Origin of the sequence: Pseudomonas sp. M20, from assembly GCF_045037865.1 — a bacterium.
Classification (GTDB): domain Bacteria; phylum Pseudomonadota; class Gammaproteobacteria; order Pseudomonadales; family Pseudomonadaceae; genus Aquipseudomonas.
On sequence record NZ_CP173611.1, the window covers coordinates 6,158,713 to 6,179,844 of the forward strand.

Here is a 21,132-nt window from a genome sequence, read left to right on the forward strand (position 1 = left end):
GGGCGGATTAAAGGGACATGTCTTGCAGTTCGAGCGTCAACGGCTCGGGGCCGGACAGCTTTACCCGTTCGTGAGCCGCCAGCGACAAGGTCGCGCCGACCACGTTGGGGCGGATCGGCAGCTCGCCGGCATCCAGGTCCAGCAGGCAGACCAGGGTCACGCTGGCCGGGCGGCCGTAGTCGAACAATTCGTTCATGGCGGCGCGGATGGTACGGCCGCTCATCAATACGTCGTCGATCAGCACCAGATGCTGGCCTTCGATCTCGAAGGGCAGGGCGGACGGGCGCACTTGCGGGTGCAGGCCGTTCTGGCTGAAGTCGTCGCGGTAGAAGGAAACATCCAGCGTGCCCAGTGGCGCGTCGCTGCCCAATTCCTTGAGCAAGGCCTGCGCGACCCAGATGCCGCCAGTGCGGATGCCGATGTAACGCGGTTCAGTGATGTCACGCTGGGCAAGGTGCGCCTTGAGGCGGGTCGCCATCTGGCTGATCAGATCGGCGGGATTTGGCAGGCTCATGGTTGCTCCTTGTTGGGGGCGAGTCAGTCCTTGGACGCGACTCGGTTTTTCACTCAAAAGAAAAGCGCCGAAGCGCTTGTCAGGATTCAAACAATGCGGTGTTTTCATCGAGCCAGCCCTGCAACAGCAGAGCGGCGGCGATGGCGTCCACCGGGTTGTCGCGGTAACTGCCTTTTTGGCCGCCGCGAACCAGCCGCTCGCCTTTGGCCTCGAAGGTGGTCAGGCGCTCGTCGTGGGTATAGAAAGGCACGTTGAAGCGGCCATTGAGGCGGCGGGCGAATTTCTCCGCGCGCAGGCACATTTCGCTGGGTGTGCCGTCCATGTTCAGCGGCAGGCCGACGACCACGGCGTCGGGTTTCCATTCCTTGAACAGCGCTTCAACCTGATTCCAGTCGGGAATGCCGTTTTGCGCTTTCAGGGTGCACAGCTCGCGGGCCTGGCCGGTAATCACCTGGCCGACTGCGACGCCGATCTGTTTGGTGCCGTAGTCGAAGCCGAGAATCAGACGCAGCGCCATCAGGCGTGACCTGCCTGGCTGGTCAGCAGGCTGAGGTTGATCCCCAAGTGCCTGGCTGCCGCTTCGAGGCGCAGTTCGCTGCTGGTGTTGAACAGGATGTCGGCGTCGTACGGGCAGTTCAGCCAGGCGTTGTCGGCAAGTTCCGCTTCCAGCTGCCCGGCTTCCCAACCGGCGTAACCGAGGGCAATCAGGCTTTTTGCCGGGCCGACGCCGTCAGCGATGGCGAACAGCACGTCCTGCGAGGTCGAGAGGGCCAGATCGCCGTCCAGCTGCGCGGTGGCCTGGAAGGTCTTGCCCGCCGGGTGAAGGACGAAACCGCGATCGGTCTGCACCGGGCCGCCGATAAAGATCGGTACGTGCTGGCAGAGTGCTGGCGGGTCGATGTCCGGGCGCAGTTGCTCAAGAATGTCGGCCAGATTCAGCTCTTGCGGCCGGTTGACCACAATCCCCATAGCGCCATTGGCCGTGTGCTCGACGATGTAGGTCAAGGTGTGGGCAAAGTTCGGGTCGGCCATGTGTGGCATGGCGATCAGGAATTGATGCTTGAGGTAGCTGGGGCTGACGTTTTTCATGTGCGCTAGTGTGGCGTTCGGGGGGCAAACTGACAAGCTGGAGATGTATGCAACACACCGATCAACTGTAGGAGTGAGCCTGCTCGCGATAGCGGTGTGTCAGTCAAATGTTCAGGTTCTGACATACCGCTATCGCGAGCAGGCTCACTCCTACAGGGGGTCTGTGGTGTGTCAGTTGCTCGAGAGCTTGTCGCCGCGGGCGAATTTCCAGGTACGAATGATTTCCAGACGGTCGATATCCGACAAGTCCCCGGTAAACGGGGCAAACGGTGCCGCCAGTCGGACGATACGCTGCGCCGCCTGATCCAGCAGCGGCTGCCCGGACGATTCCAGCACCAGCACTTCATACAGCGAACCGTCGCGATTGATCGAAACCATCAGGCGCAAATTGCCGTAGATCTGCTTGCGCCGTGCTTCTTCGGGGTAATTGAGGTTGCCGATGCGTTCGACCTTCTTGCGCCAGTCGTCCTTGTACCAGGCACCCTTGTCGCGCATGGTCGATGCCGCACTCAAGCGGTGAATGCGCGGGCGCTTGGCGTACAGCTGTTGTTCCTTGGCCAGTTCCGCTTCGAGGCTGGCGATGTCGCTGGACAGCTGCGAGCTGTCGAATTCCGGTGCGTCGACCGTCGGTTTAACCTCGGTCTTGGTTTCTTCTTTCTTGGTCGGTGCCTTTTTCGGCTTCGGCGCGACGGTGGTCACCGCAGCCTTGGGCGCGGCCTCCTGCACTTCCGGCTTGGCGGCCGGGGGCGGGGTGACTTTTTTGACCTGATTGTCCTGGAACGGCGCGACCTCAGTGGTCTTCGGGATCGCCTTCTTGTCCAGCGTGCCGCTGCCTTCCTGATTCTCCTGTGCGAGAAAGTCAGCCTTCTGCGGCTTCTTTTCGCTCTTGAAGGTGGCGAGGGTGATTTCCAGGGTTTTGCTGATTTGCTTGGGCTCGACCATCGTGAAGCCGACGCCGAGCAGCAGCGCCAAATGGATCAGCGCCGCGAGAAACAGGGTAAAACCGAGGCGATCGGCCGGGCGCACGCCACGGTGGGCGAGTTCTGCGGGCAGATCGGACGGGAGGGTCATGACAGAAAAACCAACATCGCGTTTTTACGGGCTCGGCATGATAACGCAATGTTGGTTTTTAGCTGCAAGCGACTAGCTTCAAGCGACAAGCTGCACACCACTGGCTTCAAGCTTGCTGCTTGCGGCTCGAGGCTTGCAGCTTCTTCTCGATCGCGTCCATCAGCAGGCCGCCAATGTCGGTGCCGAAGGCGTTGTCGATCTCACGGATGCAAGTCGGGCTGGTGACGTTGATTTCGGTCAGGCTTTCACCGATGACATCGAGACCAACGAACAGCAGACCTTTCTCACGCAGGGTCGGACCGACCTGTGCAGCAATCCAGCGATCCTTGTCGGTCAGCGGACGCGCTTCGCCACGGCCACCGGCCGCCAGGTTGCCACGGGTTTCGCCCTGCGCCGGAATCCGCGCCAGGCAGTAATCCACCGGCTCGCCGTCGATCATCAGAATGCGTTTGTCACCGTCCTTGATCGCTGGCAGGTAGGCCTGGCCCATGATCTGCTGGCCACCGAGGGCGGTCAGGGTTTCCAGAATCACCGACAGGTTCGGGTCGCCTGCGCGGTGGCGGAAGATCGAAGTACCGCCCATGCCGTCCAGCGGCTTGAGGATCACGTCGCCGTGCTTGGCGGCGAATTCACGCAGCACGTCGGCGCGGCGGCTGACGATGGTTGGCGGCGTGCACTGCGGGAACAGCGTGGCGAACAGCTTTTCATTGCAGTCGCGCAGGCTCTGCGGCTTGTTCACCACCAGCACGCCAGCGGTTTCGGCCTGTTCGAGCAGGTAAGTGGAGTAAACGAACTCCATGTCGAACGGCGGATCCTTGCGCATCAGGATCACGTCCAGATCGCTCAGCAGGTTGTCCTGCTCGGCGTCCAGTTCGAACCATTTTTCCGGGTTGGCGAAGACTTTCAGCGGCTTCATGCGCGCCCGGGCCTGACCTTCACCCTGATACAGGTCACGCTGTTCCATATAGAACAGTTCCCAGCCACGCTTCTGCGCGGCCAGCAGCATGGCCAGCGAGCTATCCTTTTTATAGGAGATGCTGGCGATAGGGTCCATGACAATCCCGACGCGAACGCTCATTGGGTTTTCCTCGAAAATTGGCTACCGGATCGGTATTGAAAAAGTGCCGCCAGAGTGGCGCCGGGCGGGTTTTCGGTCAAGGGAAAACCCGTCGATAGATTGCATCTGGAGACTGTGCTAAAAAGGCTGCCAAGCAGTGCTGGCCCTTGAACATCAAGGGTTTCCAGCCATTACTCATCGCAAAACGGACAATTTGATTCGCAAAGGCGACGGTAGAGCCCTCTTATGGAACAGCAGTCCAGCGCCTTGAAGGTCATGGTCATCGACGACTCGAAAACGATTCGTCGCACCGCCGAAACCTTATTGAAGAATGTCGGCTGCGAAGTGATCACGGCGATCGACGGTTTCGACGCGTTGGCGAAGATCGCCGACAACCATCCCGGGATCATTTTTGTCGACATCATGATGCCGCGTCTGGATGGTTATCAGACCTGCGCTTTAATCAAGAACAACAGTGCGTTCAAGGCGACGCCGGTGATCATGCTGTCATCGCGTGACGGGCTGTTCGACAAGGCCAAGGGGCGGATTGTCGGCTCTGATCAATTTTTGACCAAGCCTTTCAGCAAGGAAGAACTGCTCAACGCGATCCAGGCCCACGTTCCGGGCTTTGCCGCCGTTTTGCCGCAGTAAGACACGTACAGAGGCGCTCGGCCAGCGGGCCGGGCGTCGACAAGAAAAATGGGGAAAACCATGGCACGTATCCTGATCGTCGATGATTCGCCGACTGAAATGTACAAACTCACCGGCATGCTCGAAAAGCACGGCCATGAAGTGCTCAAAGCCGAAAACGGCGCCGACGGCGTGGCCCTGGCCCGTCAGGAAAAACCCGACGCGGTATTGATGGACATCGTCATGCCCGGCCTCAATGGTTTTCAGGCGACTCGTCAACTGACCAAAGATCCGGAAACCGGACACATCCCGGTGATCATCATCACCACCAAGGATCAGGAAACCGACAAGGTCTGGGGCACCCGCCAGGGCGCCAAGGACTACCTGACCAAACCGGTCGACGAAGACACCCTGATCAAGACCCTGAACAACGTGCTCGAAGGCTGATCGCGCGACCATGAGCGAATCGCTGACCGCGTTCGAACTGCTCTGGCAAATCGACCAGCGTTGCCGCTTGCTGGCGGCGGACCTGCCGTCGCAACCGGCGCGCCAGGATCGCTGGAGCGGCATCGGCTTTCGCCTTGGCGAGCATTGGTATGTGGCGCCGATGGGCGAAGTCAGCGAAGTGCTGCACGAGCCGCGTTTCACTCAGTTGCCCGGCGTCAAGCCGTGGGTCAAGGGTGTGGCTAACCTGCGCGGGCGGCTGCTGCCGATCATGGATCTGTGCGGCTTCTTCGGGCATGAACTGTCGCCGTTGCGTAAACAGCGGCGGGTCTTGGTGGTAGAGCATGGCGATGTGTTTGCCGGGTTGATGGTCGATGAGGTTATTGGTCTGCAGCATTTCGAGCAGGACAGTTTCGAACCGATCTCGATCAGCAAGCGCCAGGGCTCGAAGGCCGAGTTCGTCAAAGGCTATTTCCGCCGCGAGCAGAACTGGCGGGTGTTCAGCTTGTTCGCGTTGGCGAAATCCCCGGTGTTCATGAGCGTTGCGATATAGCCGTTACAACAAAGATCCCTTGTAGGAGTGAGCCTGCTCGCGATTCAGGCACCGCGGTGTATCAAGTACACCGCGTTATCGTTCAATCGCGAGCAGGCTCACTCCTACAGGTTCTACCGGTGAGCTTCAAACAGGCGAGGACCGATGACAAAAGCAAAAACAGGCAAGCCGGCGGAAGGATCGCGTAGTCGCTCGCAGATCATCGTGCTGTTCATCGCACTGATCGTGTTCATCATGCTGCTGTTCGCCAACTTCGCTTACCTAAACACCCAGGCGAACTACGACAAACAGTACATCGGCCACGCCGGTGAATTGCGCGTGCTCTCGCAACGCATCGCCAAGAACGCGACCGAAGCCGCCGCTGGCAAGGCGGCCGCGTTCAAGCTGCTCAGCGATGCGCGCAACGATTTCGCCCAGCGCTGGGGTTACCTGAAGAAGGGCGACCCTGCCACCGGCCTGCCTCCCGCCCCGGCCACCGTGCGCCCGGAAATGCGCGCGGTGCAGCTCGACTGGGAGCGCCTGCTGAAAAACACCGACGCGATTCTTTCCAGCGAGCAGACCGTGCTGTCGCTGCATCAGGTCGCCGCGACCCTGGCCGAAACCGTGCCGCAGTTGCAGATCGAATACGAAAAAGTCGTCGAAATCCTCCTCCAGCGCGGTGCTCCGGCGGCGCAAGTGGCGATGGCCCAGCGCCAATCGCTGCTCGCCGAACGTATCCTCGGCGCGGTCAACACTGTGCTCGCCGGCGACGAAAACTCCCAGCAAGCCGCCGATGCCTTTGGCCGCGACGCCACCCGTTTTGGCCAGGTGCTCAACGGCATGTTGCAAGGCAACGCAGCGCTGAAAATCAGCCAGGTCGAAGACCGTGATGCCCGCGCGCGTTTGAGCGAAATCTCCGAGCTCTTCCAGTTCGTTTCCGGCTCGGTGGATGAAATCCTCGAAACCTCGCCGGAGCTGTTCAAGGTGCGTGAATCGGCGAGCAATATCTTCAGCCTCTCGCAAACCCTGCTCGACGAAGCCTCGCACCTGGCCACTCGCTTCGAGAACCTTGCCGGCGGGCGCAACACCGACACCATCGGCGGTTACGTCCTCGGTTTGCTGGCGCTGGCGTCGATCATCCTTATCGGTCTGGTGATGGTCCGTGAAACCAACCGGCAACTGCGCGAAACCGCCGAGAAGAACGAGCGCAACCAGAACGCGATCATGCGTCTGCTCGACGAGATCGAAGACCTCGCCGACGGCGATCTTACCGTGACCGCTTCGGTGACCGAAGACTTCACCGGCACTATCGCCGACTCGATCAACTATTCCGTCGACCAACTGCGCGATCTCGTCGCGACGATCAACCTCACTGCCGGTCAGGTCGCCGCAGCGGTGCAGGAAACCCAGGCCACCGCCATGCACCTGGCCCAAGCCTCGGAGCATCAGGCTCAACAGATTTCCGAAGCGTCGACGGCGATCAGTGACATGGCCGAATCCATCGATCAGGTCTCGGCCAACGCCGCCGAGTCTTCAGCGGTGGCGGAGCGTTCCGTGGAGATCGCCAACAAGGGCAACGAGGTGGTGCACAACACCATCCACGGCATGGACAATATTCGCGAACAGATTCAGGACACCGCCAAACGCATCAAGCGTCTCGGCGAGTCGTCGCAGGAAATCGGCGACATCGTCAGCCTGATCGACGACATTGCCGACCAGACCAACATCCTCGCCCTTAACGCGGCGATTCAGGCGTCGATGGCCGGTGACGCCGGGCGCGGTTTTGCTGTGGTCGCTGACGAAGTGCAGCGCCTCGCCGAACGTTCGTCCGCTGCTACCCGGCAGATCGAAACCCTGGTGCGGGCGATTCAGACCGACACCAATGAAGCCGTGATTTCCATGGAGCAAACCACCACTGAAGTGGTGCGCGGCGCGCGACTGGCGCAGGATGCCGGTGTGGCCCTGGAAGAAATCGAAGGCGTATCGAAGACCCTTGCGGCGCTGATTCAAAGCATCTCCAACGCAGCGCAGCAGCAGACGACTTCGGCGGGGCAGATCTCGCTGACGATGAACGTGATCCAGCAGATCACCTCGCAGACCTCGTCCGGCTCCACGGCCACCGCCGAGAGCATCGGCAACCTGACGAAAATGGCCAGTCAGCTACGGCGTTCGGTGTCCGGCTTCACCTTGCCGGCGGCGACAGATAAAGCGTGAGTGGAGTGGTTATGGGTGATCGGCACGACTATGTGGCCCTCGAATGGGTCAAAGGCGAAATTGCCGAAACGCTGAAGCAGGCGCATCAGGCGATTGAAGCCGTGCTCGATGATCCGCAGGTTTTTCCCGGGCTGGACGAGTGCCTGGATTACATCCATCAGGTCCATGGCAGCCTGCAGATGGTCGAGTTCTACGGCGCAGCCTTGCTCGCCGAAGAAATGGAACATCTGGTCGAAGCCCTGCAGCACGAACGCGTCAGCTATCGCGACGAAGCGCTGCATCTGTTGCTGCAAGCCCTTGGGCAATTGCCGATCTACCTCGACCGTGTGCAGAGCGCCCGCCGAGATTTGCCGCTGGTGGTGTTGCCGTTGATCAACGATCTGCGCAGCGCCCGGGGCGAAAGCCTGCTCTCGGAAACCAGCCTGTTCAGCCCGCAATTACCCGAATTACCGCCGCTCAGCGTAGAGACGTTGGCACTGCTGGAACCGGCGGAACTGCCGAATGTGCTGCGCAAACTGCGCCAGATGCTGCAAATGGCTTTGGTCGGTTTGCTGCGCGAGCAGGATGACCAGACCCACCTCGGTTATCTGGCCAAAGTCTTCACCCGCCTCGAAGCGCTGAGCGGTGATTCGCCGCTGAGCCCGCTGTGGCAAGTCGCCTCGGCGCTGGTCGAAGGCATGCGCGAAGGCGTGATCGCCAACAGCCCGGCGCTGCGCAGCCTGTTCAAGGACGCCGACAAAGAACTCAAACGCCTGCTCGAGCAGGGCATGACCGGGCTCAATCAGCCGGCGCCTGCGGAGCTGCTGAAAAGCCTGTTGTTCTATATTGCCAAAGCCGAACATCCCACCGGGCAGATGCTGACCATGAAAGATCGCTACTCGCTGGACGACGCGTTGCCCGACAGCGCGATGGTCGACGAAGAACGCGCGCGCCTGGCCGGCCCCGACCGCGATGCGATGCGCTCGGTGCTGGCTGCCTTGTGTGAAGAACTGGTGCGGGTCAAGGAGCGCCTCGATCTGTTCGTGCGCAGCGACCGCCAGCACACCTCGGATCTGGAAAGCCTGCTCGCACCGCTGCGACAGATTGCCGACACCCTCGCCGTGCTCGGTTTTGGCCAGCCGCGCAAAGTGATCATCGATCAATTGGCCGTGGTGCTCAGCCTTGCCCAAGGCCAGCGCGAACCGAATGACGCGATCCTGATGGACGTTGCCGGTGCGCTGCTTTATGTCGAAGCAACGCTGGCCGGAATGGTCGGCACCGTCGAGCCGGAAAGCCCGGAAGATTCGCGCCTGCCGACCACCGACCTGACGCAGATCCATCAGATCGTCATCAAGGAAGCACGCATCTGCCTGCAACAGGCCAAGGACATGATCGTCGACTACATCGACGCCGATTGGGATCGCCAGCACCTGCAACCGTTGCCGGCGTTGCTGACTCAGGTGCGTGGGGCACTGGCGATGATTCCGCTGAGCCGGGCGGCGAGTCTGGTCGAGGCGTGCACCGGGTTTATCCGCGAACATTTGCTGCTCGATCCGCATGAGCCGGGTTGGGAACAACTCGATCGTCTGGCGGATGTCATCAGCAGCCTTGAGTACTACCTCGAACGCTTGAGCGATGACCCACAGGCAGCGGGCGAACAACTGCTGGATGTGGCGCAGAAATCCCTCGCTAGTCTGGGCTTTTTTCCCGATGAGCAGCCCGGCGCACAGCATGTGCCGGTACTCGACGACGTGCTCAGCCCCAGCGAAGCGCTGGTGATGCAGGACATGCAGGCGCTTGATGACCCGGAAATCGTGCAGTCGCTGGCCGATGTTCTGGCCAGCCCGGTGTCAGCGGTCAATCCGCCTGCACTGATTACACCCGGCAACCTGATGCCGCCGCCGGCCGATGAAGAACCGGTCGACGATGAGCTGCGCGAGGTGTTCCTTGAGGAGACCGACGAGGTCCTCGAAGTCCTCCACGAATACCTGCCGCGCTGGACCGCCAATCCGCAGGATCGTGACGCGCTGACTGAACTGCGCCGCGCCTTCCACACCCTCAAGGGCAGCGGGCGCATGGTCCGCGCGCTGATCCTCGGTGAGCTGGCGTGGGCAGTGGAAAACCTGCTCAACCGCGTGCTCGAACAAAGCGTCGAACCCGGCTCGGTGGTGCAGCAACTGCTTACCGACACCGTGCTGTTGCTGCCCGAGTTGATCAGCGAATTCGCCACTAACAGCCAACGGCAGCGCAGCGATGTCGACCAACTCGCTGCCCGTGCTCACGCCTTGGCCAAGGGTGATGAACCGCTGGCTGCCGAAGACGTCGACGATGTCGCGGCGCTCGATCCGCTGTTGCTGGAAATCTTCCGCAAAGAAGCCGAGACCCACCTAGCCAGTCTCAATCGTTTTCTTGATCAGGCCGCCGAACACGTGCCGTTGCAAGCCAGCGACGAGTTGCAGCGCGCCTTGCATACGCTCAAGGGCAGCGCCTCGATGGCTGGCGTATTGCCGATTGCCGAACTCGCTGCACCGCTCGATCAACTGGCCCGCGAGTTCAAGGCGCACCAGTTGCCGCTGGACCTCGACGAAGTGGAATTGCTCCTCGAAGCCGAGGGCCTGTTCCGCGTCGGCCTGCGTCAGCTCAAGCATGATCCGCTGGCACCGATTGTCGGTGCGCAGTCGCTGATCAAACGCTCGGAAACCCTGCTCGCCGAGCGTCTGGCGTCGATCCTCGATGCGCCCAATACCGGCCTGCGGATCAAGCGCGATCCGCAACTGATCAATAACTTCCTCGCTAAAGGCATGGATATCCTGCTGGATGCTGAGAGCCTGCTACAACGCTGGCAGCAACACCCCGGCGAGCGTCAGGAACTCAGCGCCTTGCTGGATGAACTGACCACCCTCGGCGAAGGCGCGCACATGGCCGATCTGCTGCCGGTCGACGTGCTGTGTGAAGCCTTGCTCGACCTGTATGGCGCGGTCGAAGAAAGCAGCCTGGCGGTCAGTGAACGGTTTTTCCAGGAAGCGCAAAACGCTCACGAAGCGCTGATCAACATGCTCGACGAACTGGCTGCCGGCCAGGAAGTCACGCCGCAGCCCGAACGTATTCGGGCGCTGCATGATCTGCTTGATGAGAGCCTCGATCCTTCGTCGATGGGCCTGATTCGCAGCGATGGCAGCCGCACCCTGAGCATCCGTGAACTGGGCAGCGCCACCGCTGAGTTGCAGCAAAAGGCAACGGCGCTTGAACCCGATGACGAGATTGTCGAGATCTTCCTCGAAGAGGCGGTCGACATTCTCGACAGCTCAGGCCAAGCCCTGCAGCGCTGGCTGAACGACCCGGACAACGTTGCGCCGCTGTCCTCGTTGCAGCGCGATTTGCATACACTCAAGGGCGGCGCGCGGATGGCCGAAGTCGAGGCCATCGGCGATCTGGCCCAGGAGCTGGAAAGCCTTTACGAAGGTCTGGTCGATCGTCGCTGCAACTACAGCGAAACCTTGAGGAGTCTGCTGCTCAAGAGTCATGAGCGTTTGGCGCTGCTGCTTGAACAACTGCAACAACATCAGCCACTGACCCCGGCGCAGGATTTGATCGAAACCCTGCGTCAGGTGCGTCAAGGCCAGACCGTCAGCGAAACGCCCCAGCCAGCGGCCGATCATGACAGCGCTGGCCACGACCCGGAGCTGCTGGAAATCTTCCTCGAAGAAGGTTTCGACATCATCGAAAACTCCGGCGCCGCGCTGCTGCGCTGGCAGGCGGAGCCGGGCAATCGTCAGGAAGTGGAAACCCTGCTGCGCGATCTGCACACCCTCAAGGGCGGCGCGCGAATGGTCGAGATCGGCCCGATCGGCGACCTTGCCCATGAGCTGGAATACCTTTACGAAAGTCTTTCCAGCGGCGCGTTGCAGCCGTCGGCGGAGCTGTTTGCACTGGTGCAGCGCGGGCATGATCGTTTGGCGCAAATGCTCGATGGCGTGCGCGCCGGGCAACCGTGCCCACCGGCCGATCGGCTGATCAACGCGATCCAGAATTTCAGCCACCCGGCGACGATAGAAACGCCGCCAGTGCTAACTGTTCCGGTCAAGGCTGACGCGGCGCCGCCGGCTGCCGACGCTGGCGCGGACATGGTCAAGGTCTCCGCCGAACTGCTCGACGAGTTGGTCAATCTGGCCGGCGAAACCTCGATCTTCCGTGGCCGTATCGAACAGCAGGTCAACGACGCACAGATCGCCCTGAACGAGATGGAAACCACCATCGAACGGATGCGCGATCAGCTGCGCCGTCTCGACACCGAAACCCAGGGGCGGATTCTCAGCCGCCAGCAAGTCGACGCCGAACGCCTCGGTTACGAAGAATTCGACCCGCTGGAAATGGACCGCCATTCGCAGTTGCAGCAATTGTCGCGAGCGCTGTTCGAATCGGCATCCGACTTGCTCGACCTCAAGGAAACCCTCGACCGCCGCAACCACGACGCCGAGAACCTGTTGCAGCAACAGGGCCGCATCAACACCGAATTGCAGGAGGGCCTGATGCGTACGCGCATGGTGCCGTTCGAGCGCATGTTGCCGCGCCTGAAACGCATCGTCCGTCAGGTCGCTGAAGAGCTGGACAAGGACGTTGCCTTCGTCGTCGGCAACGCTGAAGGCGAGATGGATCGCAACGTGCTCGAGCGCATGGCCGCGCCGCTGGAGCACATGCTGCGCAACGCCGTCGATCATGGTCTGGAGTCCGCCGAGGTACGGCTGGCAGCGGGTAAGCCGGCGCAAGGGCAGATCAGCCTCGACCTGTCCCGCGAGGGCGGCGACATCGTTTTCGACATTCGCGATGACGGCGCCGGGGTGCCATTGGAAGCGGTGCGCAAGAAGGCAATCAAGCGCGGCATGCTCGCGCCGGAAGCCGAAATCAGCGACCGCGACGTGTTGCAGTTCATCCTTCAGCCGGGGTTTTCCACAGCGGAAAAGATCACGCAGATTTCCGGACGTGGCGTCGGCATGGACGTGGTGCACGAAGAAGTGCGGCAACTCGGCGGCAGCATGAGCATCGACTCGGTGCCGGGGCAGGGCGTGCATTTTCGCATTCGGCTGCCGTTCACCGTATCGGTCAATCGCGCGTTGATGGTGCAGTGTGGTGAGGATCAATACGCGATTCCGCTGAACACCATCGAAGGCATTGTTCGCGTGTTGCCGAATGATCTGGAAGCTCACTTCCGGGTTGATCCGCCACGCTACCAATATGGCGGCCAGACCTATGAACTGTGCTACCTCGGCGAACTGCTGAAAACCGCGCCACGGCCGAAACTGCTCGGCCAGAATCTGCCATTGCCGGTGCTGCTGGTGCACTACAACGACCGGCGCATCGCGGTGCTGGTGGATACCATGGCCGGCACCCGCGAGATCGTGGTCAAGAGCCTCGGCGCCCAATTTGCGGCAGTGCAGGGCGTGTCCGGGGCGACGATTCTCGGCGATGGTCGAGTGGTGCTGATTCTCGATCTGCTCGCACCGATTCGCGCGATGCAAGCGCGGGTTGCGCAGCCACCGACGCTGCTGGAGATCGACAGCGAACCGCAGAAACCGCTGCTGGTGATGGTGGTCGACGACTCGGTCACCGTGCGCAAGGTCACCAGCCGTTTGCTCGAACGCCACGGCATGAACGTGCTGACCGCCAAGGACGGGGTCGACGCCATGCTGCTGCTCGAAGAGCACATGCCCGACCTGATGCTGCTCGACATCGAAATGCCGCGCATGGACGGCTTCGAAGTCGCCACCCAGGTGCGCAACGACGAACGCCTGCAGCACCTGCCGATCATTATGATCACCTCACGCACCGGGCAGAAACACCGCGACCGAGCGATGGCGATTGGCGTCAACGACTACCTCGGCAAACCGTATCAAGAGTCGGTATTGCTTGAAAGCATTGCCCAGTGGAGCAAGAAACATGCATGAGCGCCGGCACAATCAGCGCAGCAGTCAGCTGACCGGGTTGCTGCTGCCGTTGGCGGATCGCAATTTGATCCTGCCTAACGTCGCTGTCGCTGAGTTGATTGATTACCAGGCCAGCGCCTTCGATCTGGACACGCCGCCGTGGTATCTCGGCAAGGTTACGTGGCGTGAGCGGCAGATTCCGCTGCTGAGTTTCGAGTCGGCCTGCGGGCAGAAAATCGTCATTGGCGAGCGCGCGCGGATTGTCATCCTCAATGCCCTCGGCGGGTTGCCGGAGCTGAAGTTCATTGCGCTCCTGGTGCAGGGGATTCCGCGTTCGTACAAGCTTGATAGCCAGTTGAGTTATGTCGATGTGCCGTTGTGTGCGCTGGAGCAGGCGGCGGTGCAAGTGGGTGAACAGGTGGCGAAGGTGCCTGACTTGCTTGGGCTGGAGAAGTTGTTGGTGGAGGCGGGGCTGGTCTTCTGATCCGGAGTTTGCATTGGCCTGACTGGCCTCATCGCGAGCAGGCTCACTCCTACAGTTGGAATGCATTCCCCTGTAGGAGTGAGCCTGCTCGCGATAGCGCCTGCGGCATCCACCAAAATCCGACAGACAAATCCTCAATCTCTGTGCGCAATAAACGCCTTCTAGTCGCGTTGTTTAAAGACACCCGGTGTTACGGCTCCCTAGCCTACAAATCCTTGCGCCGCTGCCTACGCATGCACCAGAATCCGCCGGCTTGTGCGCCTTGGGCATGCTGCGTAACTTGATTCCGTCACTGATTCCCAGTGATCGGGTTTAGCAGCCTGTGGTTAATCTAAGGGTGCACATGCATCATCGTCAGGCTCAGCGCCTGCATTCGATGGCGGCTGTGCGCAGGGCGCTTCGGCGCGCCGGCTTCCTTAGGTTCCCCGGTCTGCTAACCTGCGTTCAGCTGCCACCCCTTCTTTTAGCAGAGAAGCGGTTGCAGCTTAATTTCGGAACCTGAAGATGATTAAACCTACGCCTAACCCCCCGCTCGCAGATCCCGCATCCCCCTACGAATCCCCCGACTCGAAGAAATTCCACGAAGCCGCCGAGCGCGCCCTCGACCATTACCTCGGCCCGACCAACGCCGACCTGATGGCCACGCCCTACACCCCCAACACGTTGTATATGGCCAATCCCAATGCCGACACCGAATCCCTGCTCGCCGACGCCAGTGAAACCCTCGGCTCGGCTACGGTGATGCTCAACAACCATGCGGCAATGGTTGAAGGTACGCACCGCAAAACTGTGCAGGGTATTGCGCAGGTGGTGATGGTGGCGGAGATGGCCGTCAATCGTTTGTTGGATAGGTTGGTGCCGACGGAGTAGCGAAAAAGCTGACCCTCACCCCAGCCCTCTCCCGGAGGGAGAGGGGGCCGACCGAGGGGTCTGGCGTCATACATCGACCTGAAAAACCGAGTCGATTATGGATCTGGTGAACCTGGTAAATTCTGGATTCAGTACAACATTCCCAGGTCGGCGCGATTCCCGAATATCTCCCAATCGGTCCCCTCTCCCTCCGGGAGAGGGCTAGGGTGAGGGCGGCTCTTGATCATTACCCTGAGCGTAACGATTCACCACCGCGCTTGATTGATGCCCCCACCCCACACGCCTACCTTAGCTCCACGACAGCGAACCCCGTGGAGTGAGCATGACAACAACAATTTCCCCCGACTCGCGCTGGACGCGGCGGCGTGATGAGAAGCAGCGCCGCCTCGACAAGGTGCGCGGGCTGGCCGACGGTGTGGTGTTGCCCACCGACAAGATCGTCGCCGCGCTCGAAGCGCTGATTCATCCCGGCGACCGTGTGGTGCTGGAGGGCAACAACCAGAAGCAGGCGGATTTTCTTTCGCGCTCGCTGGCCAAGGCCGACCCGGAAAAGCTCCACGACCTGCACATGATCATGCCCAGCGTCGGCCGCTCCGAGCACCTCGACCTGTTCGAACGCGGTATCGCCCGCAAGCTCGATTTCTCCTTCGCCGGCACCCAGAGCCTGCGCATCAGCCAGTTGCTCGAAGACGGCTTGCTGGAAATCGGCGCGATCCACACCTACATCGAACTCTACGCCCGGTTGGTAGTGGATCTGATTCCCAACGTCGTGCTCTCGGCCGGGTTCATGGCCGACCGCGCCGGCAACATCTACACCGGCCCGAGCACCGAAGACACGCCGGCACTGATCGAACCCGCCGCGTTCAGCGACGGCATCGTCATCGTCCAGGTCAACCAATTGGTCGACGACGTCAGCGAACTGCCGCGCGTGGATATCCCGGCGTCGTGGGTCGATTTCGTCGTGGTCGCCGACAAGCCGTTCTACATCGAACCGCTGTTCACCCGCGACCCACGGCACATCAAGCCTGTGCACGTGTTGATGGCGATGATGGCGATTCGCGGGATCTACGAAAAACACAACGTGCAGTCGCTCAACCACGGCATCGGTTTCAACACCGCCGCCATCGAATTGATCCTGCCGACCTACGGCGAATCCCTCGGCCTCAAAGGCAAAATCTGCCGCAACTGGACGCTGAATCCGCACCCGACATTGATCCCGGCAATCGAGAGCGGTTGGGTCGAAAGCGTGCATTGCTTCGGCACTGAGCTGGGCATGGAAAACTACATCGCCGCGCGCCCCGACGTGTTCTTCACCGGCCGCGACGGCTCGCTGCGTTCCAACCGGATGTTCTGCCAACTCGCCGGGCAGTACGCGGTGGATCTGTTTATCGGCGCGACGTTGCAGGTCGATGGCGATGGCCATTCCTCGACCGTCACCCGTGGCCGTCTCGCCGGTTTCGGTGGTGCGCCGAACATGGGCCATGACCCGCGCGGTCGCCGTCACGGCACCCCGGCGTGGCTCGATATGCGTCATGACGATTCGCAGCAACCGATGCTCGAACGCGGCAAGAAACTCGTGGTGCAAATGGTCGAGACCTTCCAGGAGGGCGGCAAACCGACCTTCGTCGAAACCCTCGACGCGGTCGAAGTGGCGAAGAAAAGCGGCATGCCGCTGGCGCCGATCATGATCTACGGCGACGACGTCACCCACCTGCTCACCGAAGAAGGCATCGCCTACCTGTACAAGGCGCGCTCGCTGGAAGAACGTCAGGCGATGATCGCCGCGGTTGCCGGCGTCACCGCCATCGGCCTGCGCCACAACCCGAAAGACACCGAACGCATGCGCCGCGAAGGCCTGATCGCTTTGCCCGAAGATCTCGGCATCCGCCGCACCGACGCCACTCGCGAACTGCTCGCAGCGAAGAGCGTGGCCGATCTGGTCGAGTGGTCCGGCGGCCTGTACAACCCGCCCGCGAAATTCAGGAGCTGGTAATGCACGCACTTAACCTGCAAGCGAAACCGCTGTCCCTGGCTGATCGATTGGCTGATCTGGCGGTGGACGCGCTGATCGACGAAGCGGATCTGTCGCCGAAACCGGCGCTGGTCGACCGTCGCGGCAATGGCGCGCACACCGATTTGCACCTGGGCCTGATGCACGCTTCGGCGCTGTCGTTGTGGCCGGCGTTCAAGGAAATGGCGGAAGCGGCGGTTGCAATCGGCGAAGTCGATTCAACGTTGCGCGAAGCGATTGGCCGGATTGGTCGTGAAGGTGAGCAATCGATGCTCGCGACCACCAACGGTGTGAACACCCATCGCGGGGCGATCTGGGCCTTGGGTCTGTTGGTGACGGCCGCTGCACTGGAACCGCAATCTTCCAGCGCCAACGCGGTATCTCTGCGCGCCGCGCGCCTAGCCTTACTAGATGACCGCCACGCACCCAAACCGTTGAGCCACGGCGCCCAAGTCGCCCTGCGTTACGGCGCCCGTGGCGCTCGCGAAGAAGCGCAACTCGGCTTCCCTTCGGTGCTGCAACGCGGCCTGCCACAACTCAAACGCAGCCGCGCCAAGAGCCACGGCGAACAGAACGCCCGGCTCGACGCCTTGCTCGCAATCATGACCAACCTCGCCGACACCTGCGTGCTTTACCGCGCCGGCGAAGAGGGTCTGCACGCCATGCAGTCCGGCGCGCAAGCGGTGCTCAACGCCGGTGGCAGCGCCAGCCTCAGCGGACGCCGTCGCTTGCACGAACTGGATCAACAACTCATCGCATTGAATGCCTCGCCCGGTGGCGCCGCCGACTTGCTCGCCGCCACGCTGCTGCTCGACCGTATCGAGCGCGACGGCAACTCTCAGGGAGCGTTTTGATGGAAACCCTATCGTTTGAATTCCCCGCCGGGCAGCCGCCACGCGGTCGCGCGCTGGTCGGTTGTGTCGGCTCGGGTGATCTAGAAGTGCTGATCGAACCGGGTCTGGCCGGCAAGCTGACGATCAATGTGCAGACCTCGGTCAACGGCGCGCAGCTGCGCTGGCAGCACCTGTTTGCACGGATGTTCGACGGCACCACGCCGCCGGCGATGGCCATCGATATCCACGATTTCGGCGCGACGCCGGGGGTGGTGCGCTTGCGTCTGGAACAAGGTTTCGAGGAGATCGGCCATGACTGACAGCGCAGCGTTGCTCAACAAACACAGCTTCGTCGAACTCGGCGCGCGGCAACGGGCGAAAGCCTTGCTCGATGCCGGCAGCTTTCGCGAATTGCTCGATCCGTTTCAACGGGTGATGTCGCCGTGGCTGGAACGTCAGGGCGTGGTGCCGCAGGCCGATGACGGCGTGGTAATCGCAAAGGGCAGCCTCGATGGTTTGCCGGTGGTCATTGCCGCGATTGAAGGTGCATTTCAGGGCGGCAGCCTTGGCGAAGTCGGCGGGGCGAAGATTGCCGGAGCGCTGGAGCTGGCGGCTGAAGACAACCGTAAAGGCATTCCGACGCGCGCGGTGTTGCTGCTGGAAACCGGCGGCGTGCGCTTGCAGGAGGCCAATCTTGGGTTGGCGGCGATTGCTGATATTCATGCGGCGATTGTCGATTTGCAGCAGTACCAACCGGTGGTCGGTGTGGTGGCTGGCAGCGTCGGTTGTTTCGGCGGTATGTCCATTGCCGCTGCGCTGTGCAGCTATCTGTTGGTGACTCAGGAAGCACGTCTCGGTTTGAACGGCCCGCAGGTGATCGAGCAAGAAGCCGGGATCGAAGAATACGACTCCCGCGATCGGCCGTTCATCTGGAGTCTGACCGGTGGCGAGCAGCGGTTCGCCAGTGGTCTGGTGGATCGTTATGTCGCCGATGACGTGGCGAAGATTCGTCAGCAGGTCGGTGAATTGCTCCAGCAAGGTTTGCCAAAGCAACCGCGCAGTCAACGTGCCGAATGGTTTCTGCAGAAGTTGAGCAGTCTGAACACTGACCCGCAAATCGAACCGTCGGTGGTTCGCGATCTGTATCAAGGAGAGCGCTCATGAGCGGTTATTCATTGCGCGGTTTGAACTGGTTCAACGCCTTGAGCGCGGGCGCTGTCGCGGTCGAAGGGCTGCCGGCCTCGTTGAAGGTTGCTGACGGTGAGCTGGGGCGTTTCATCGCTGTGGTGGCTGACCCGGACAATCGTTTTCCTCGCGCTCGCAACGGCGAGGTCGGCTTGCTTGAAGGCTGGGGTCTGGCCAAGGCTGTGGATGACGCGATCACTGCTGATCGTGATAAAGCGCAGAAACGCCCGATCATCGCCATCGTCGATGTGCCGAGCCAGGCTTATGGTCGGCGTGAAGAAGCCCTCGGTATTCATCAGGCACTGGCCGGTGCGGCGGACAGTTATGCCCGCGCGCGTCTGGCTGGGCATCCGGTGATTGCGTTGCTGGTCGGTAAGGCGATGTCCGGGGCGTTTCTGGCGCACGGTTATCAGGCCAATCGTTTGATCGCGCTGCGCGATCCCGGCGTGATGGTGCATGCGATGGGCAAGGCGTCGGCGGCGCGGGTGACGTTGCGCAGTGTTGAAGAGCTGGAAGCGCTGGCCGCCAGTGTGCCGCCGATGGCTTATGACATTGACAGTTACGCGAGCCTCGGATTGCTTTGGGAAACCCTGTCGGTTGAGCAGATTGAACAGCCGACGGCGGAGGATCTGGCACGGGTGAAGGAATGCCTCAAGCAAGCCATCGGCGATATTTCCAGCACTGACTTGAGCAATCGTCTCGGCGCGAAGAATCGTGCTGCTTCCAGCCGTGTACGCGAACTGCTGAGGGCGCAGTGGTGAACACGCCTCTGGCCCACGATCTGCTCTGGGGTATGACCCCGGCGCAGTTGCCGGCGGATGCGCCGCTGTGGGCAGTCGCGTCATTGGCCAGGGGGCAACCGGTGGTGGTGCGGCGGGCGTTGAGCGCTGAAGGTTTTGTCGCGGTCGGCGTTCGCGGTGTGTCGCGCGAACAGCGGCTGGCGGCGTTTATGGCGGTCGATTCGATTGCCTGTCGCGTCAGTCCGGAAGCGCTTTGTCATGTCGACAGCGAGCGCGATTTGCCAGTGATTCAGGCACTCAAACAACTGCGGCCGAGGCTCGACGATTGCGGTTGGGTCTGGGGTGTCAGCGGCAGTGTCGGGTTTGAATTGGCCAGTGGTTTTACCGCAATGCACACGGCCAGTGACCTCGATTTGATTCTGCGTACACCGCAACTGATCACTCGTAATCAGGCATGCAAACTCGTGGAGCTTTTCGATCAAGCTGTGTGCCGGGTCGACCTGCAATTGCAGACGCCGTTTGGTGCTGTGGCTTTGCGTGAATGGGCCAGCGGTTCGGCACGCGTGCTGCTGAAAAATGCCCATCAGGCTTGCCTGGTGATCGATCCGTGGAATCCGCAGGAGCAGGCAGCGTGAGCAGTTTGCTGGTGTTCCCCGGCCAGGGCGCGCAGCAGGCGGGAATGCTTCAGCGTTTGCCCCGCGAGACCTTGGTCGAGGCCAGCGATGTGCTTGGTGAGGATGTTTTGCTGCTCGATTCCAGCGAAGCATTGCGCACGACAAGGGCGGTTCAGCTCTGCCTGCTGATCGCCGGAGTCGCTGCTTCGCGGCAGTTGTTGCAGGACGGACTGACGGCGGACTACGTCGCCGGCCTGTCCATCGGCGCTTACCCGGCAGCAGTGGTTGCCGGCGCTTTGAGCTTCAGCGATACGTTGCATCTGGTCAGCCTGCGCGGTGAGTTGATGCAGCAGGCTTATCCACAAGGCTACGGCATGACCGCGATTATCGGCCTGCAGTTATCTACAGTCGAAACGCTGCTGGCGCAGGTGCACAGCGAGGATACGCCGGTGTATCTGGCCAACATCAACGCCGACAACCAAGTGGTGATTGCCGGCAGTGATGAGGCGATGCAAACCGTAGCCGAACTGGCGCGCAGTCGTGGCGCTGGTCTGGCGAAACGTCTGGCGGTGAGCGTGCCGTCGCACTGTCCGCTGCTGGAGGCACCTGCACAAACCCTCGCCGAGGCCTTCGCCAAAGTTGAATTGAGGACTCCGAAAATCGCTTACCTGAGCGGCAGCCGCGCGCGTCCGGTGATCAACGTCGAAGCGCTGCGCGACGACCTCGCTTTCAACATGTGCCGCGTGGTGGATTGGCGCGGCACCGTGCAAAGCGCCTACGAGCGCGGCGTGCGTTTACAGATCGAAATGCCGCCCGGTGCGGTGCTGACCGGGCTGGCGCGCCGGGTGTTCGAGCAGGGCACCGTGACTGCCTTTGACAGTGCGCGCCTCGACACCTTGCAGGCGCTGTTACGAGAGGAGGGTGGCCGCCAACTCTAAAACCGC

At 61.4% G+C, this 21,132-nt stretch carries 19 protein-coding genes; 14 read left to right on the top strand and 5 right to left on the bottom strand.

What is annotated here, in order from left to right:
• Positions 1-7: 7 nt before the first annotated feature.
• From pyrR to gshB, 5 genes are all read right to left on the bottom strand, one after another.
• The gene (gene pyrR, locus ACI514_RS27405; RefSeq protein ID WP_122842295.1) at positions 8-514 is read right to left on the bottom strand and encodes a bifunctional pyr operon transcriptional regulator/uracil phosphoribosyltransferase PyrR; all 507 of its coding nucleotides are present in this window, start codon (positions 512-514) and stop codon (positions 8-10) included.
• Positions 515-593: 79 nt separating this feature from the next.
• Entirely contained in the window at positions 594-1,031 is a 438-nt protein-coding gene (gene ruvX / locus ACI514_RS27410) for a Holliday junction resolvase RuvX (protein ID WP_007913667.1), read from the bottom strand.
• Entirely contained in the window at positions 1,031-1,603 is a 573-nt protein-coding gene (locus tag ACI514_RS27415) for a YqgE/AlgH family protein (RefSeq protein WP_016985971.1), read from the bottom strand. The genes ruvX and ACI514_RS27415 overlap by 1 nt, the downstream gene beginning before the upstream one ends.
• Positions 1,604-1,774: 171 nt before the next feature.
• Entirely contained in the window at positions 1,775-2,674 is a 900-nt protein-coding gene (locus tag ACI514_RS27420; RefSeq protein WP_141126241.1) for an energy transducer TonB, read from the bottom strand.
• Between the two features lie 106 nt (positions 2,675-2,780).
• Positions 2,781-3,752, bottom strand: coding sequence for a glutathione synthase (gene gshB / locus ACI514_RS27425; protein WP_160059754.1), 972 nt, complete (start codon positions 3,750-3,752; stop codon positions 2,781-2,783).
• 225 nt (positions 3,753-3,977) lie between these two features.
• On the opposite strand from gshB, the gene pilG reads away from it, so the two are divergent.
• The 14 genes from pilG to mdcH all read left to right on the top strand — a co-directional run bounded on the left by pilG (position 3,978) and on the right by mdcH (position 21,126).
• On the top strand, positions 3,978-4,382 hold the full coding sequence (gene pilG / locus ACI514_RS27430) for a twitching motility response regulator PilG (protein WP_007913673.1): 405 nt from the start codon (positions 3,978-3,980) through the stop codon (positions 4,380-4,382).
• 60 nt (positions 4,383-4,442) lie between these two features.
• Positions 4,443-4,808, top strand: a complete 366-nt coding sequence (gene pilH / locus ACI514_RS27435) for a twitching motility response regulator PilH (RefSeq protein ID WP_095125845.1) — start codon at positions 4,443-4,445, stop codon at positions 4,806-4,808.
• A gap of 10 nt (positions 4,809-4,818) precedes the next feature.
• Complete coding sequence (locus ACI514_RS27440) at positions 4,819-5,358, top strand: chemotaxis protein CheW (RefSeq protein WP_007913675.1); 540 nt, start codon at positions 4,819-4,821, stop codon at positions 5,356-5,358.
• A 144-nt stretch (positions 5,359-5,502) separates the two neighbouring features.
• Positions 5,503-7,551: a methyl-accepting chemotaxis protein gene (locus ACI514_RS27445; RefSeq protein WP_405122719.1), complete on the top strand. Its 2,049-nt coding sequence runs from the start codon at positions 5,503-5,505 to the stop codon at positions 7,549-7,551.
• Between the two features lie 11 nt (positions 7,552-7,562).
• Entirely contained in the window at positions 7,563-13,472 is a 5,910-nt protein-coding gene (locus ACI514_RS27450; RefSeq protein WP_405122720.1) for an Hpt domain-containing protein, read from the top strand.
• The gene (locus tag ACI514_RS27455) at positions 13,465-13,935 is read left to right on the top strand and encodes a chemotaxis protein CheW (protein ID WP_123593604.1); all 471 of its coding nucleotides are present in this window, start codon (positions 13,465-13,467) and stop codon (positions 13,933-13,935) included. Before ACI514_RS27450 ends, ACI514_RS27455 begins: the two co-directional genes overlap by 8 nt.
• 504 nt (positions 13,936-14,439) lie before the next feature.
• The gene (locus ACI514_RS27460) at positions 14,440-14,805 is read left to right on the top strand and encodes a DUF6124 family protein (RefSeq protein WP_077574893.1); all 366 of its coding nucleotides are present in this window, start codon (positions 14,440-14,442) and stop codon (positions 14,803-14,805) included.
• A 322-nt stretch (positions 14,806-15,127) separates the two neighbouring features.
• Positions 15,128-16,798, top strand: coding sequence for a malonate decarboxylase subunit alpha (mdcA, locus tag ACI514_RS27465; RefSeq protein WP_093429846.1), 1,671 nt, complete (start codon positions 15,128-15,130; stop codon positions 16,796-16,798).
• The gene (locus ACI514_RS27470; protein WP_160059750.1) at positions 16,798-17,670 is read left to right on the top strand and encodes a triphosphoribosyl-dephospho-CoA synthase; all 873 of its coding nucleotides are present in this window, start codon (positions 16,798-16,800) and stop codon (positions 17,668-17,670) included. Before mdcA ends, ACI514_RS27470 begins: the two co-directional genes overlap by 1 nt.
• On the top strand, positions 17,670-17,969 hold the full coding sequence (locus ACI514_RS27475) for a malonate decarboxylase subunit delta (protein ID WP_007913697.1): 300 nt from the start codon (positions 17,670-17,672) through the stop codon (positions 17,967-17,969). Before ACI514_RS27470 ends, ACI514_RS27475 begins: the two co-directional genes overlap by 1 nt.
• Positions 17,962-18,813 (top strand): biotin-independent malonate decarboxylase subunit beta, encoded by an 852-nt coding sequence (locus ACI514_RS27480; RefSeq protein ID WP_405122721.1) that lies wholly within the window; start codon positions 17,962-17,964, stop codon positions 18,811-18,813. Before ACI514_RS27475 ends, ACI514_RS27480 begins: the two co-directional genes overlap by 8 nt.
• Positions 18,810-19,595, top strand: a complete 786-nt coding sequence (gene mdcE, locus ACI514_RS27485; RefSeq protein ID WP_160059748.1) for a biotin-independent malonate decarboxylase subunit gamma — start codon at positions 18,810-18,812, stop codon at positions 19,593-19,595. The genes ACI514_RS27480 and mdcE overlap by 4 nt, the downstream gene beginning before the upstream one ends.
• The gene (locus ACI514_RS27490) at positions 19,589-20,209 is read left to right on the top strand and encodes a malonate decarboxylase holo-ACP synthase (protein WP_405122722.1); all 621 of its coding nucleotides are present in this window, start codon (positions 19,589-19,591) and stop codon (positions 20,207-20,209) included. The genes mdcE and ACI514_RS27490 overlap by 7 nt, the downstream gene beginning before the upstream one ends.
• On the top strand, positions 20,206-21,126 hold the full coding sequence (mdcH, locus tag ACI514_RS27495; RefSeq protein ID WP_160059746.1) for a malonate decarboxylase subunit epsilon: 921 nt from the start codon (positions 20,206-20,208) through the stop codon (positions 21,124-21,126). Before ACI514_RS27490 ends, mdcH begins: the two co-directional genes overlap by 4 nt.
• Positions 21,127-21,132 lie beyond the last annotated feature (6 nt).